Genomic DNA, 16,191 nt, shown 5'->3' on the forward strand with positions numbered 1-16,191 from the left:
TTACTCCCCCTTATACATTGGTGTGCGTTTTTCCTTGAATGCCTGTAATCCTTCTAATCTATCTTTCGTATGGATTACACCTTCATACGCTTGTTTTTCCATTTGTAATCCGGTATGTAAATCAACTTGAATACCGTTTGAAATTGCTTCTTTCGCTAATCGAACAGCAATAGGGCCATTACTAGCAATTTTCTCTGCTATTTCAATTGCTTTTTCTTCAAGTAAATGAGCTGGTACAACAAATTCTACTAGACCATATTCTTTCGCTTCTTTTGCTGAAATACGTCTTCCTGTATAAATTAATTCTTTCGCTCTACCAACACCAATTAATCTTGGCAATCGCTGCGTACCACCCGCTCCTGGTATAATTGCAAGTGTAGTTTCAGTAAGACCAAGACTTGCAGATTCAGCCGCAATTCTAAAATCACAAGCTAAACTTAATTCCGTACCACCACCAAGTGCGATGCCATTTATAGCAGCAATAACTGGCTGTGGTAATTGTTCAACCATTTCCATAGTAGTACGAATCATACTAACAGCATGGCGAACTTGTTCTTCATTCATACCAGCGCGTTCTTTTAAATCAGCACCAGCACAAAACGCTTTTTCACCAGCACCTGTTAGAATAACTACACGAGTATTTGCCTCTTCATTTATTTGAGTTAATATGTTTTGTAACTCTTCTAATAACGCTAAAGATAATGAGTTTGCTTGTCTTTCACGATTTAATGAAATCTTTACAACGTGCGGTGTTACATAATCAACTGAAATATTTTGTAATTGTAGCATCTTCTCACCTACTTATCGTTTTATGTTGAAGCGCTCTATACACATGACTCGGTAATTGGATATTTAATTTACTTTGAATAAATTGACTCGCTCTCAATAACTTCTCTTCATCAATATTCGTTTGGACCCCTAACTTATGGAGCATATGAACTAAGTCATCAGTTGCAACATTGCCTGATGCTCCGGGTGCATATGGACAGCCGCCAAGACCACCACAAGAACTATCAAATGTTGTAATACCGTATTCTAAAGACTTTACTACATTCGCAAGAGCCATTCCGTACGTATTATGGAAGTGCATTGCAAACTGCGAAGCATCATATTTCTTTAATAAATGCTCTAATACTCGCTCTACTTGTAACGGATTCGCTACTCCGATTGTGTCACCAAGAGACACTTCATAAATGCCGTATGAAAATAGTTGATCACATAATTCGTCAACTGCTATGACGCTTATATCCCCTTCATAAGGACATCCAAATACAGTAGAAACATAGCCTCTTACCTTTTTACCTTCAAATAACGCCTGTTTTGTTATATCTTCAATTACAACTAATGCTTCTTTAATGGATTTATTAATATTACTTTTATTATGAGATTCACTTGCTGATAAAAAAACATTCACCTCATCTACATTTTGCAAAAAAGCTCGCTCCAAACCATTTTGATTTGGAACAAGCGCTGCATATGTAACATTTGGATCCCTTTTCAGCTCAGAAAACACATCATTTGCATCTGCTAATGCAGGGACCCATTTAGGGTGAACGAATGAGGAAACTTCAACGTACGATAATCCAGCCTCTGTAAGTAGTTGAATCCATTTTACTTTATCTTTTGTGCCAACAATCTTTTTTTCATTTTGTAAGCCATCACGTGGCCCGACTTCTTTAATGACAGCAAAATTAGGTAGTTTCAATTCGCTTCCCCCTATATCTCCCTATTCAATTTCTAGTAATACATCTCCTTCATTTACAAAATCGCCTTCTTGCACATTAATTTTCATAACTGTGCCAGCTTCCTCTGAAACGATTGGAATTTCCATTTTCATAGATTCCAAAATGACGACATCCTGTTCTTCCTCTACTGTATCCCCTACTCCTACAACAATCTTCCAAACGTTTCCTGCCATCGATGCATATACTTTCGTCATCATTTTTTCCCCCTTAGTATTGTTAAATCTTATTTTTTAACAAGTTGTTTCGTTACAAAACTTGTTGTATAAATGCCCTCTTTAAACACTTCGTCCTCTAATACTTGAAGTAGCATTGGCGTGTTCGTTTTAATACCTTCTACTTTTAATTCTTCTAATGCATCGTGTAATTTGGAAATTGCTTCTTCACGCGTTTCACCATGAGCAATGACTTTCGCAATCATTGGATCATAGAAAGGTGTAATCGTTACTTGATTCTCCAAAAAGTGATCAATACGTACATTTGTTGGAAGCGTTAAATCTGTAATTTTCCCAGGTGATGGGAAGAAAGTTTTCGGATCTTCTGCATAAATACGTGCCTCGATGGCATGACCACTACGTTTTACATCATCTTGTGTAAACGATAATTTTTCACCATATGCAATTAGAAGTTGTTGTTCTACAAGATCTAAACCAGTAATTTCTTCTGTAACTGGATGCTCTACTTGTAATCTCGTATTCATCTCTAAGAAATAGAAGTTTTTCTGATCATCTACAAGAAACTCCACTGTACCTGCATTTGTATAACCAAGTGCTTTAGCAGCTTGTACAGCAACTTCACCCATCGCTTTTCGTGTACCTTCATCTAAAAATGGTGAAGGTGCTTCTTCAATTACTTTCTGATTTCGGCGCTGTACTGAACATTCACGCTCCCATAAATACACTGTGTTACCATGTGTATCTGCTAAAAGCTGAATTTCAATATGATGTGCATCTGCAATATAGCGCTCTAAATACATTTCTCCGTTACCGAAGAAGTTTTGTGCTCTTGTTTTGTTGCTTTCAAATGCTTTGGTGAGCGTTTGCTCAGTTTCCATCAACTGCATTCCAATGCCTCCGCCGCCTGCGGATGCCTTCAACATTAATGGGTAACCAATTTGTTTAGCAATTTCAATTGCTTCTTCAGCAGTTTCAATATTTGTAGTAATACCTGGAACTACTGGGACATCTGCAGCTTGCATCGCAATACGTGATTCGATTTTACTTCCCATCTTCGTAATGATTTCTTCTGATGGACCGATAAATACGATTCCTTCTTCTTTACAACGAACCGGAAAAGATGGATTCTCAGATAATAATCCATACCCCGGATGGATTGCTTCAGCATTTGTCTTCTTAGCTATTTCAATAATTTTTTCAAGGTTTAAATAGCTTTCTTGGACACGCGGCCCACCTACTAAGTAAGCTTCATTTGCCATTTTTACATGCAAGGCATTTTCATCTGCCTCAGAATAAATAGCAACAGTGCGAATGCCAAGTTTTTGACAAGTTTTCATAATACGAACTGCGATTTCCCCGCGATTAGCAATTAATATTTTTTGAAACATAGTGATTCCTCCTTTTTATCTACATCCTAAATGTCTAGCAATTACAAGACGTTGAATTTCAGAAGTTCCTTCACCAATTTCTAATAGTTTTGCATCACGAATATGTCGTTCTACTTCATATTCACGCATATAGCCGTATCCACCGTGAATTTGTACCGCTTGATTGGCAATACGACTAGCAGCCTCAGATGCGAAAAGTTTTGCCATAGCCGCTTCTTTACCGAAAGGTTTATCGTTATCTTTTAACCAAGCTGCTTTATGTACTAAATTACGCGCTAGCTCTACTTCAGTCGCCATATCAGCTAATTTAAATTGAATCGCTTGGAAATTAGAAATTGACTTTCCAAATTGTTGACGTTCTTTCGCATACTGCAGTGCACGTTCAAATGCAGATTGCGCAATACCAACAGCTAATGCTGCGATTGAAATACGTCCTCCATCAAGTGTATATAAGAATTGTTTAAACCCTTTATTTACATCACCAAGTATATTTTCTTTCGGTACACGTACACCATCAAGTACGATTTCACATGTATTAGAAGCACGTACGCCCATCTTATCGTAAGGGCTTGAAATCGTTAACCCTTCACTAGTAGTCGGTACGATAAATGCAGAAATACGTTTTCTACCATTCTCTTCAACACCGTTGACAGCGGTTACAATAATTGTGTTTGCATACTCTGCATTTGTAATCCAACACTTCTCACCACTAATAACATACTCGTCTCCATCTAATATAGCTTTCGTTTGTGTACCGCCTGCATCAGATCCAGCATTCGGCTCAGTTAGTCCGAAAGCACCTAACGTTTTGCCTGATGCCATTGGAACTAAATATTTCTGTTTTTGTTCTTCTGTACCGAAATAATAAATTGGAGAAGCACCTAATGAAATTGTTGCAGCGTAACTTAATCCTGTTCCACCACAAGCACGACCAATTTCTTCAACTGCTAACGCGTACGATACAGTATCGCCACCTGAACCTCCATACTCTTCTGGGAATGGGATACCTAATAATCCTAGTTCGCCCATTTTTTGAAATGTTTCATATGGAAATTCTGCAGTTTTGTCATAATATACAGCTTTCGGTGCGATTTCCTTTTCAGCAAAGTCACGTACCATTTCTTTAATCATTTGTTTTTCGCGAGTTAGAGTAAATTCCATTCCGCTACACACCCCTTATCGAATATTGAGTTTCGACAGCGTGCGAGTTTCTACTACAAACATTACGAATGAAAAGACAAGAATATTAGTTAGATAATTGTTATAATTCTGTCATAATTTAATTTTAAAACAGATTCTGTACTAATGCACAAAAAAATTCCTACATTGTTCTACAACAACATAGGAGTTTTATTGTCGAATTATGTAATTTTTTGTTTAATAATCTCTACCTTTACCTGAATCTGAAATCTCTAATAAAGCTTCAGGATATGGTTCGAAATATGTTTGTCTTAATAAATACTTTTCATCAAATCGAAGAGCCCATGATTTTAAAATTGCAAGTAAGCTACTAAGCGGAATTTTCTTTTCTTTATATTTTTGTATCAAATCTAAAAAATGATCTTTTTCTTGTTTTTTCAGCTTTGTTTTAAAGTATCCAAAAATATGCTCACATACATTTACATTCGATGTATAGCGGGGTGTGCGCATAAATAATTCATATAAAGTCTTCTCATAATTTTCAAATACAACTTCAATCTTTTCATTTTTGTGATTTGCAATAATACGCCCTAATTCCTTTTGTTTTACCTGATTATATGCCATAAATAAATATTTATTATCCGACTGAAACGATACGAGGTCTTTCATATTTTTATTCCGTTTCATCATCTTGTAATATGCGATTGTAAATAACCTTGTAAGGAAATGTTCTCTAATAATAAAATTCGACAATCTACCTTCTTCTTCAATTGGAAGATGTGAAAAATTTTTTATTACTGCTCCGCCAAATAAACCAGGTCCCTTTCCTTTTGCTGGTGCTTTTTCAAAACCAGAATAAATTTTCACATCACGCGTACCACAACTTGGTGAACGATTTTTTAAAATAAAACCATCCACATCTGATATGGTTTGTAAAAATTTATTTGAAAATTGCTCCATTTTTCCAGTGAGGTCTTCTCTTGTAGACGGTTGCATAAGTTTATTCACCCCTTTTTCTTCTACAATGCGTATCGTTTCACGAGGAGTCCCCAATCCAATCTCGACTTCTGGACAAACAGGTATAAATGTAACAAATGGCTGCAAATTTCGTATTGTTACATCCGGAATCATCTCTCCATTATAACGACAAGCATCAAACTCTAAACATTTACTTACAACGATTGTAGGTTTTGCAAATTGTCGCATTTCATTACCTCCTTAATGCTAGTCCGTATAATATAAATTGTACTAAGATTAACATTTTAAGCAAAGTTTGATTCATTTAATTTTATGATACATATATAGCCAATAATATATTAGCAATCATTCAACTCTATTTTCTATAAATGTGTCCTTTATAATGACGGTTTAGAAACTGTGAAACGAATAATACACACATGCTCTGGAGAAATTAATATATAAGAAAGGAGGGAGCGTTATGAAGAAAAATTTATCATCTATTTTAAGTGTTTTAGCACTATCTATTATGTTTTTAGGTACATCTGCACAAGCTGAATACGATGGAACTAATATGAATAGAGTTAATAACACTGATATTTCAACTCGAGTTAATGACAATAACTTAGATAGAGTTAATAATGATGTAAGAACTCGAAATGTAAATACAACAAATGATTTAAATGATAATCGTGATAGAAATAATAATTGGGCTTGGCTCGGTTTATTAGGACTAGCAGGATTATTAGGCCTTAGAAGAAGAGACAAAGAAACACGTTAATTTAGAACATTTTTAGTAAACCAGTACTTATTTATCAAAAATATATAATGGATATAAATCGCCTTTTTAAAGGCGATTTATTATTTTTTTAATGGAAAATATGTACTTCACACTGCCACACATTTTTGCCTGCGATTAAATTCGTGGCGTTAATCCGTACAATATGAATTGAATCGTATTTTCAATTTCCGCTTCATCATTCCATTTTTCTTCTGGCAATAATAAAAATCGTGTTAATAATAAACCTAATACAGCTGATAAAGTAAGTCGTAAAACAGTAACTGGGGGCATTTCAATAATTTCCCCTTTTTCTTGAAACTTTTCAATCAACTTTTTAAAATGTGAAAGTAATTCTGTTTCAACTAACTGCTGTATTTCATTTTTCAGTTCCGGCTGAAATGGCACTTCTTGAATTAATATTTTTATCATTGGAAAATGCTTTTTTGCAAATTCAAACCTATTATGAATAACAACTCTTAGAAGCCCTTCATATGATTCATACTCCGATTCAAATATTTCCTTTGCGAATGCTTGCACGAAAAATGGTGCAGCAAACTTCGTTAATGTCGGCATGACAACTGCTAGCAATAAATCTTTTTTCGTTTTATAGTAGCGGAAGATTGTTCCTTCCGCTACACCAGCCCGTTTTGCAATTTCACTTGTTGAAGTTGAAGCATAGCCTTTTTCTCCAAACATATCAACAGCCGCCTCTAATATACGCATTTGACGTTCATTTCGTTTGTCTGTATTTGTTGCGGCAATTAATTCTTCCAGCCAATCCTTCGTCATCTATAATGCCCCTTTGTATCATCATTATATTTTTCGATGTTTCTTTAATGCAAACACATTCCCTACTGCAAATAATACTGAGAAAAATAGTAAAACAGTTAAATCTAATGCAATCTCTGTAAATCCTTGATTTCGAATCATCACTTGTCTCATTGCGTCAGCGCCGTATGTGAGCGGAAATAATTTCCCTAACATTTGGAGCCACTTATTCATCGATTCAATTGGAAACAAACCAGAAAAGAATATTTGCGGCACAATGACAAGCGGTATAAACTGAATCATTTGAAATTCATTATTTGCGTATGCTGATAAAAACGTCCCTAAAGTTAGTGCCGTTAAAGAAAGCATACATGTAATAAGTAGGGTTAGCCATATAGAGCCAGCTACATACAAATCTAAAATATAAACTGAAAAACTTACGATTATAATGGATTGTATAAATGCAAAGATTCCAAAACCAATAATATATCCTACAACTATTTCCCATCTTTTAATTGGAGTCGATAATAACCTTTCTAACGTACCGCTTAAACGTTCTCTTACGAAAGACACCCCTGATAAAATAAATACAAAGAAAAATGTAAAGAAACCGATTAATACAGGGCCAAGCCCATCAAACATTGTAAAGTCTTTAGAGCCATGTAAATAATTCACTTCAGGTTTCATTATCGATACATCGTTCTTCTCTGTACTTTTTTGTAATATTTGAAGTACAGCACGATTTTTTGACGAATCACTACCTTCTAATACAATATTCATTTTTCCATTTTCTAAACGAATTACTGCATCTACCTTTTGATTTTCTAGCTCAGACATTGCCTTTTCTTTACTATATTCATAAATTGACGCTTCCTGATTTTTCATCACTTTTACTACCTGAACCGGCATATCAACAACTGCGATATGCGGTACATAGTCTTTTTGTGTAAACACTAGCGATAATAACCAAAGTAATAACATAGGTGCTCCAAACATCATGGCTAACGAACGCTTATCTCGAAAAAATTGGCGAATAATACGAATAATTACACCAGTAACTCTCATGATAGGGCCACCTCTTCCAACAAAAAGACATCTTCAATCCGTCCTGATGATACCAGCTTTTTCAATTCTTCAGGCTCTCCAGTCGCAACTAGCTTTCCTTCTCTAATCAACCCTAGACGCTCACAAAACTCAGCTTCATCCATAATGTGTGTTGTTACAATAATGGTAGTTCCTTTCTTTTTCAAATCATAAAATTTTTCCCAAATCGTTTTTCTAAGAAGTGGATCTATCCCCACTGTTGGCTCATCTAAAATTAATATTTCAGGCTCATGAATGAGTGCTATCGCTAATGATAAACGCTTCTTCATACCTCCCGAAAAATGCTGTACTTGCTTTTTCATATGTTGTGATAATTGAACAAGATCAAAAACCTCTTCAATTCTTTCTTTTTTATGCTTTCCCTTTAATCCATACATTGTTGCCATAAAATCTGCATTTTCATATGCTGATAATTCTTCGTATAATGCATCAGCCTGAGCCATATAACCAATTCTTTTCATCTCATTTAAATTAGGCATGTTCGTGTTGTAAACAAGCACCTCACCTTTAGTCGGCTCATTAATACCAGCAATCAATTTAATAAGTGTCGTTTTCCCTGAACCAGAAGGCCCAACTAAACCAAATATCTCTGCTTTTTCAACTTGTAATGAAAGATTGTGTAAAACTTCTTTTTTTCCAAAACTTTTTGATACAGTCCGTAAAATAATGGCAGGTTGCTGCACGTATTCTTCCCCCTTTTTCAAAATGAGTGAGTACTCACTTTTATTTTACTCTTGCGTAATTATATGTCAAACTTCATTGATTAGTATGGTTTTCCGTCAACAATATTAAACAATGAAACAGAGTCGACATTAGAATATCCTTTCTTAAAGTCGACTCTGTTTCATTTAAATTATATAATTTGCTTTACGTTTTTAAATTCATATATTTCCTAATTCTAGCAACATCTAAAGAATATTCGATAACTAATTGCTGTAACGGTAAAATAACTGTGTCAGGATATAAATGTGCATATTGTAATGTTTCCGCATATTTTTCTAACCTTTTTTCTAAATACTTTATAATTTGATCAGGATGACTTACTAATAAACATTTGCAATAATAATGTATTTGTTCCTCAATCGCCGTATATTCTTCAATTTCATATTCTTTATGCATGTGTACACCCCTTTAAGTTTTTTCACATGAGTTACTTATCACATTTTTCACTCGACTAATTTTTAAGTTTTTTGATTATTTACACTATAACAAACTCTTCGGGTCAAATTTTGTTACTTTATGTAACGTAGAAAATTTTTAACAAAATTGTAATGTTAACTTGTATAAAATGCATATGTCCTATTTTTTCTGTATAGAAAAGTCGTACAGTTCAATTTAACTGTACGACTACAAGTTCTGGCCTATTAAAAATTCTTTGCGGAATGATACTATTACCTAATCCTATACTCACTACCATAGACGTATTTTGTTTTTTTATATAAACCGACTGTATATTTAGGTAAAACACCTTGATTTGGAGCCACTAATTTGCTGATAAATAGTAACTAAATTGTCCACCCTGAGCGTGTCCTGATAAAACTATATCTATTTGCTCATCAGCATAATTCTGAATAAATTTAGGTCTATAGAATAAATTATCTATTTCTCCTATTTGTAGATATACTCCTATGTAATCCGTAATTTTCCTTATCGGATAAATTAAAAAAATTATTTCCCTACACATTGAGATTACAAGTTGTATAAGGAAGCTCTTCTTTTTTCCATGCAAGAAATCCTCCCTTTAGATTAACCACTTCCTTTATACCAGCTCTTTGTAAAATACTAGCTGCTATAGCGGAACGCAATCCGGTTCGACATTGTAAAACGATTGAGCAATCCTTTGGTATACAATCTAGCTGCTTAAATAGATTTCCTAAAGGGATATGTATTGCATCATAAAGATGTCCTTCCTTCCACTCTTTTTTACTACGCACGTCGATTACCTTAACGCTTCCATCTTTTATATGTGGATATAATTCAATTGATGTTTTTTCTTTGTAACTTTCAAACCTATCAAGTCTTTGTATAACTTGTAAGGGTGCAAAAGCAATAATATTATCTAGCCCAATAGATTCAAAGTCTCTAATAACCTCCTCAACTCTAACTTTTTCCTCATCTAGAATGATTATAGTTTCTGTTTTATAATCTAGTAACCATCCACACCAGGTTGTAAAGGAATTGTTATACGGTATGTTAATTGATTTCTCGATGTGACCAGAAGCAAAACTCTCTACATCCCTTATATCAACTATTTGCTGAACACTCCTCATAACTTCTTGAAGTTCTTTTACTGTTTTAATAGCAAAAACTTCTCTCTTCTTACGAATTGGTGGACCGTACTTATTTAAATCCTTCATTAATGAAAAATATTTTGGAGGCTCTGGCTGTCCCGTCAATAAAGTCGATACAAAATCACTTTCTTCATTACACTGAAATGCCCAATTGAACATCTTTTCATAACCTAATGTAGAAGTTGGAATTGCTCCTAATGCTTTTCCACATGCGCTTCCTGCACGATGTGATGGCCATATCTGCAAATAATCAGGGAGTATTTTTATTTTTTGTATAGAATTAAATAATTGTTTCGCTCCTATTTTTGCAGTATCTTTCATACCTACAGCGGTTTCTAATAAGTCCGGCCTTCCTATATCTCCTACAAAAATAAAATCACCTGTGAATATTCCTATTGGCTTATCATTCGTATAATTATTTTGACTTGTATCAGTTACTAAAAAAGAAATACTTTCAGGCGTATGCCCTGGCGTGTGCATTACATTAAATTTTATATGACCTACTTTAAACTCTGAGCCCTCTCTAACTAATTTGTATCGACCTTCGTTAAGATATTGATATTTCCAATCACAATCCCCTTCATCAGATACATATAAATTGGCATGATAAAGAGTAGAAAGTTCTCTAGACCCAGAAAGAAAATCTGCATGAATGTGAGTTTCAGCCGCAGCTATTACTTCCATCCCCTCTTTCTTAGCAAACTCTATATATTGTTCTATATAGCGACCCGGGTCTATTACAATTGCTACACCTTCCTTCTGACAACCTACTAAATAGGAAGCATGTGCTAATTTTTCATCATAAAAATATTTTAAAAGCATAGCTATTCCCTCCAATTAGTTATTTCAAATTGCTTTTCAATTTTAATTTTTATAACCACTCTCTCTTTTCTCTTATAGGATCCCTTTCAACATAAAATTCCAATACATATAGGGCAACATATATCTTTTTAGTAAAAACATACTATACCGTTCTTTCGCTTGATTAAATGGAAACGTTTCTTGAGGCTCATGTTTATAGTTAAATTCAGCGAGTATCAGACTTTTATAACCAGTAATAATCGGACAAGATGTATACCCATCATATTTAGCCTGCAAGTCTCTTCCGTTAAGTACGTCCATAATATTTTGTTTTAAGATAGGTATTTGTTTTCGAATTGCCGCTCCAGTTTTAGAGGTGGGTAAATTGGTACAATCTCCAAGTCCGAAAATATTCTTATACTGCACATGTTGTAAAGTATAAGGGTTTATATCTACCCACCCCTGAGAATCACTTATTTCACTCTCTTTCATAAAATTAGGTGGCCCCATTGGTGGAACAACATGGATCATACTGTATGGTACAGTTTCTCTTTTCAGTGTTTGTGTATCTTCAAAAATTGCTTCTCTCTTTTCGGCAATAATTTCTACTAAGTTTTTATTATAATTTGTTATAATTTGCTTTCTTTCTAGTACTTGTTCTAATGTATTAGCATATCGTGGAACCTGAAATATGTTTGCGTTCGCGGTATAAAACATTACTTTACTTTTGTTTCTTACACCGTTATTAGAAAAATACTCTTCTGCTAAATACATAATCTTTTGTGGGGCACCACCGCATTTAATAGGAGTATTGGGGTGGGTAAAAACCGCATTTCCTCCTTTAAATTTTTTAATTTCTTTCCAAGTAGAATCAACATATTTATAAGAGTAATTGCTACAAACCCCATTAGTCCCAATAGACTCTTTTAAACCTTTAATACCGTCCCAATTTATTTGTATACCGGTTGCTACAATAAGAATTTCATACTCAAGCAGCAGTCCATCATCTAAAAGTAGCTTATTTTCATCCGGAAACAACTTAATAACACTTTTAGGGATCCATGTTGCCCCTTTTGGAATAAGCAATTCTTGATCACGCATCGTAATTTCCTTTGAAACAATTCCTCCCCCCACTAAACTCCATAGTGGTTGAAAGAAATGTTTTTTTGACGGATCAATAATTGCAATACTTTCTTTCAATAGGGGTACATTTCGTAACAAATGTGCAGTAGAAGATATTCCAGCAGTCCCAGCACCAATTACAATAATTTTATAACTATCTCTGGTCTTCATTATCCTCTTCCTATCTAAAATTGATTTTTAAAATAACTATTTAGTAGCCTTATTTTCATCGTAATAACATTATTATAATTTAAAAACACCATGTATTTATTTGATTAAAATGAAAATTTTGTTAATTTAACTGTCAATATTACTTTATGCGTAAATCTCCTATGTTACTTCCATCTTTTATATTTCTCAATGCTAGTCTTCTTCCTATCTTACTTTAATTACAAATTCTCTCTAAGCTCAAATCTATCTTTCTCTTCTTTTTCCAAGCTTTTAATCGTTCCAGAATTAACAGAAAACTTCGCCGTAATGTCAGCTATTGAATGATAACCATCTTATAAAATAAGTTCCATTCATCCAAAAAACACCCCTGATTTCCATTATTCATAGGAAATTAGGGGTGTTTATCGGTATATAAACCTTTAAAATTATTAATAAGTCTTCTATTAAAATATAAATGGTTAAACAGATGAAAAAACTTCGACTGTTATATTATCCCTTATTTCTTATATACATGTGCTATTTTATCAATGCAATTTGTCCAAATTCCACCTGTATAATCTTCAGGAAGACGTTTTATATCTTCAGATGAGTCAAATCCACTTGAAAACCCAGACCCATTTCCTCCTACAATGATAACTCGAGTATCTGCTTTATCCATTCGATTAAGAAAACGATTTGGCTATCCCCAAAAGCCAAGGAGCTACTTTGTCTGGTATATGTAATTCTCCATGCTTCAGGCTTGAAGGTATGTAGCCAGTCCATCCTAATGCCATATAAGTAATAAGATTTTTTTTCATGGTCGCTTTTGACAATGTTCGTAAACTAGGGATGCGCTCTTTTATCGCAGCAATTGGTTTATCGCCACCATATACAGTTAGTTGATTAAGGCGCTTCGCTGGTAATTTCTTGAGGTGAGTAGCCAATTGGATTCCTTCATTTTCATCATCACTTTTAATATGAATAAGAAAAGAACGGTCTGGAAAATGGGTAAGTACTTCATCAAGTGTTGGCATAAGATTAATCCCTTTTCCACGAAACGGGAATGTTTTACCCCCATCAGCTGTATAACCGTAACCAATATCAAGTGCTTGTAATTCTTTTGTTGTAAAATCTCTTCTACAAATGAGCAAACTAAATAAAAAATAGCCTCGTATTTTATTACTAGAGAAATCGACCCTGTATTTTTTTACAGGATCTTTGTTTATTTTATTTACTTTTACTAGCTTTTTTGAAAATTGTAATCTAATACTAGATTTCTGAATGTATACTACACTAAACATTAGTTAACACTATACACATAGCGTTAACTATCTTAATTGAATGTTAGTAATAGTAAGTATAAAGATTATTAATTTACTATATATTATATTTATGTAAAAAATAGATATATGTTGAGCTTTTTCAAAATCTTTCCCCTAATAAAAATTTGAAGTAACATTTCATGATTCTCCTTACTGTTAATATGCCTTGAAAAAGAACCCAATAGGGTTCTTTTTCTTCTGATTAGATCCTCAGTATTTGCTTTTGGAATCATTGATACTAAATTTCATGTAGAATTCAAGTGAAAAAGGAGCAAATTAATTTGCTCCTTTTATCGTTATAAGATTTTTAACTTCTATCCTTGAATACACTATCTAGGATTCTATCTTAGAATCTGAACTTATATCTTAAATCCACCAATTAATTCTTGAAGTTCTTCGGCCATCTGTGCTAATTGTACTGCTGAAGAATTTATCTCTTCCATAGAAGCATGTTGCTCCTCAGATGAGCCGGCTATCGTTTGCATACTTGAAGAATTCTCTTTCATAGCCATAGATATTTGATTAATTGATGTATCGACTTTCATTGCATCACTTGTCATTTTATTTGATAATTCCACCATACCATGTACTTTTGACACGATATCATTTGCAGATTTTGAAATTTCATAAAAACTTTGTTTTGTATCATTCGCAATCTGAATTCCCGACTGCACTTCAACTCCTACTTCATTCATAGCTTTTACAGTCTCATGTACATCTGCTTGTATTTCATTAATTAAGCTTCCAATTTCCATTGAAGATTCGGATGATTGCTCCGCTAACTTCCTAACTTCGTCAGCAACAATTGCAAATCCACGCCCCTGTTCTCCTGCTCTAGCCGCTTCAATTGCTGCATTTAATGCTAATAAATTTGTTTGTTCTGCAATAGTTTGAATTGCTTCTAATATACTTCCGATTTGCTGCGATTTCTTATCTAATAATTTAATTACATTATCGGATTGAGAAACAGAATGATGTATCGACTGCATTTGCGTTACAGTTTGTTCTACTAATTGTTCACCTTCATTGGCTTTTTGTTTTGTGTATATGGATGAAGCCGATACTTCAGAAGCATTCTCAGCTACGTATTGAATATTTCGTGTTACCTCACCAATTAATTTCGCTCCCGACGCAACTTCATTATTTTGAACTTCTGCACTATTTGATATTTCTTCCATTTCTTTTGTAATTTGTTCTGTCGCAACACTTGCTTGCTCTACGCTAGCGGTTAGTTCCTCAGATGAAGCTGCCACATGTCCTGCAGATGTATTAATTCGAGAAATTATATTACGTAACGACTCTGCCATTGTGTTGAAACTACCACCTAATTGACCCAGTTCATCCTTTGAACGAATATCTATTTTCTCAGTTAAATCTCCCTGACTAATTCTTTGAGCTGAAATAACTAATTGTCTTAATGGATTAATAATAGATTTAAGAATGAAGAAAATTACAATTCCACCTAACAACAATGAAGCCCCTATTATAGTGAGCGTTTTATAAAAAATAGGATTGGTAGCCTCTTCAATTTCTTTCGTAGGCATTACGCCAGCTATTTTCCAACCTGTTTTTTTGTTTGTCTTAAAGCTTATGTTTCGATCCTCGCCATTAAGAGTATAAGTAATTACTCCATCTTCTTTCTTGTATAGTTCATCTGCTAATGATTTCTCTAATTTCTCCCCTGGCTTAAGTGTAGGATGAACAACTATAGTCTTGTCTTGACTTACTATAGATACAAAGCCTTGTTTTCCTATTTTTATCATTTTAGATGTTTTTACGATATCATTAATATTCAAGTCAACACCAATGACACCACTTTTATCAGCATTTTGCTTTGCAATTGCTATTACCATATTTCCTGTAGCTTTTGATTTATAGGGAGACGAAACAATAATCTCTCCATTAGCTTTTACTGCATCTTTATACCAACTGCTTTCTAACGGGTTAAATCCTTCAGGTATTTTTCCAACGGGCGCATGAATAAATTGATTATTACTGGATGTAGTATAAATCGTTTCTATTTCTGGATGTAACTGTATATATTGATCAAATTTACCTTGCACATTTTGCAATTGGTCAGCGTTATAATCACCTTGTGTAAGTATCTTTGCAAAATGAGTTACATCTACATGTTTATTTTCTAATTCATCATCAACTATCTTATTTAAAATACTCACATTATCTTTCGCAGTTTGTAGAATTGTTTCATTAAGATCTGTTTTTGCTTTATCATAAGACGATACTCCTACGATAAGACTTGGTATAATTAATATTGCAATAAATGCCATAGACAACTTCGTTTTAAGCTTCATTTGTTCTAATCTTTCTTTTATTTTAAACACTCTCTACTTCTCCCTTTCATTCTTATAACTGATATAGTTTATTTAATTGTTTGCTCCTTTATTTTTTCTACATTCATTTATGGTATTATTCGAAATGAAATTACCGT

General features: G+C 33.8%; 14 protein-coding genes and 2 pseudogenes. 1 reads left to right on the forward strand and 15 read right to left on the reverse strand.

Annotated features, from left to right (window positions below):
• The 6 genes from MR083_RS01845 to MR083_RS01870 form a co-directional block, all read right to left on the reverse strand.
• A complete protein-coding gene (locus tag MR083_RS01845) occupies positions 1-789 on the reverse strand; it encodes an enoyl-CoA hydratase (RefSeq protein WP_000939803.1) in 789 nt (262 codons plus the stop codon).
• Between the two features lie 4 nt (positions 790-793).
• A complete protein-coding gene (mvaB, locus tag MR083_RS01850; protein WP_000775434.1) occupies positions 794-1,705 on the reverse strand; it encodes a hydroxymethylglutaryl-CoA lyase in 912 nt (303 codons plus the stop codon).
• 21 nt (positions 1,706-1,726) lie between these two features.
• Positions 1,727-1,942 carry an acetyl-CoA carboxylase biotin carboxyl carrier protein subunit gene (locus tag MR083_RS01855; protein WP_001985297.1) on the reverse strand — a complete coding sequence of 72 codons (216 nt, stop codon included), beginning with the start codon at positions 1,940-1,942 and terminating at the stop codon, positions 1,727-1,729.
• A gap of 26 nt (positions 1,943-1,968) precedes the next feature.
• Complete coding sequence (locus MR083_RS01860) at positions 1,969-3,306, reverse strand: acetyl-CoA carboxylase biotin carboxylase subunit (RefSeq protein ID WP_000486747.1); 1,338 nt, start codon at positions 3,304-3,306, stop codon at positions 1,969-1,971.
• Positions 3,307-3,321: 15 nt separating this feature from the next.
• The gene (locus tag MR083_RS01865; protein ID WP_000397274.1) at positions 3,322-4,467 is read right to left on the reverse strand and encodes an acyl-CoA dehydrogenase; all 1,146 of its coding nucleotides are present in this window, start codon (positions 4,465-4,467) and stop codon (positions 3,322-3,324) included.
• Positions 4,468-4,683: 216 nt separating this feature from the next.
• The gene (locus MR083_RS01870) at positions 4,684-5,652 is read right to left on the reverse strand and encodes a YbgA family protein (protein WP_242268358.1); all 969 of its coding nucleotides are present in this window, start codon (positions 5,650-5,652) and stop codon (positions 4,684-4,686) included.
• 232 nt (positions 5,653-5,884) lie between these two features.
• On the opposite strand from MR083_RS01870, the gene MR083_RS01875 reads away from it, so the two are divergent.
• Positions 5,885-6,184: a WGxxGxxG family protein gene (locus MR083_RS01875; RefSeq protein ID WP_000739916.1), complete on the forward strand. Its 300-nt coding sequence runs from the start codon at positions 5,885-5,887 to the stop codon at positions 6,182-6,184.
• A 135-nt stretch (positions 6,185-6,319) separates the two neighbouring features.
• On the opposite strand, the gene MR083_RS01880 is transcribed toward MR083_RS01875, so the two are convergent.
• From MR083_RS01880 to MR083_RS01920, 9 genes and pseudogenes are all read right to left on the reverse strand, one after another.
• The gene (locus tag MR083_RS01880) at positions 6,320-6,973 is read right to left on the reverse strand and encodes a TetR/AcrR family transcriptional regulator (RefSeq protein ID WP_000159205.1); all 654 of its coding nucleotides are present in this window, start codon (positions 6,971-6,973) and stop codon (positions 6,320-6,322) included.
• A gap of 24 nt (positions 6,974-6,997) precedes the next feature.
• Positions 6,998-8,017, reverse strand: coding sequence for an ABC transporter permease (locus tag MR083_RS01885; protein WP_001266750.1), 1,020 nt, complete (start codon positions 8,015-8,017; stop codon positions 6,998-7,000).
• Positions 8,014-8,739 (reverse strand): ABC transporter ATP-binding protein, encoded by a 726-nt coding sequence (locus MR083_RS01890; protein WP_001186989.1) that lies wholly within the window; start codon positions 8,737-8,739, stop codon positions 8,014-8,016. Before MR083_RS01890 ends, MR083_RS01885 begins: the two co-directional genes overlap by 4 nt.
• 184 nt (positions 8,740-8,923) lie before the next feature.
• Positions 8,924-9,175: a hypothetical protein gene (locus MR083_RS01895; protein ID WP_000548621.1), complete on the reverse strand. Its 252-nt coding sequence runs from the start codon at positions 9,173-9,175 to the stop codon at positions 8,924-8,926.
• Positions 9,176-9,386: 211 nt separating this feature from the next.
• Positions 9,387-9,650, reverse strand: a pseudogene (locus MR083_RS01900) (metallophosphoesterase); the annotation flags it as partial.
• Positions 9,651-9,732: 82 nt separating this feature from the next.
• Positions 9,733-11,169, reverse strand: a complete 1,437-nt coding sequence (locus tag MR083_RS01905; RefSeq protein WP_143881132.1) for an MBL fold metallo-hydrolase — start codon at positions 11,167-11,169, stop codon at positions 9,733-9,735.
• Positions 11,170-11,241: 72 nt separating this feature from the next.
• On the reverse strand, positions 11,242-12,441 hold the full coding sequence (locus MR083_RS01910) for an FAD/NAD(P)-binding oxidoreductase (protein ID WP_242268360.1): 1,200 nt from the start codon (positions 12,439-12,441) through the stop codon (positions 11,242-11,244).
• Between the two features lie 496 nt (positions 12,442-12,937).
• Positions 12,938-13,556: pseudogene (locus MR083_RS01915) on the reverse strand (PI-PLC domain-containing protein); the annotation flags it as partial.
• Between the two features lie 545 nt (positions 13,557-14,101).
• Entirely contained in the window at positions 14,102-16,084 is a 1,983-nt protein-coding gene (locus MR083_RS01920; RefSeq protein ID WP_143881744.1) for a methyl-accepting chemotaxis protein, read from the reverse strand.
• Between the last annotated feature and the right edge of the window lie 107 nt (positions 16,085-16,191).

The organism is Bacillus cereus group sp. BfR-BA-01408, from assembly GCF_022663305.1.
GTDB lineage: Bacteria > Bacillota > Bacilli > Bacillales > Bacillaceae_G > Bacillus_A > Bacillus_A pacificus.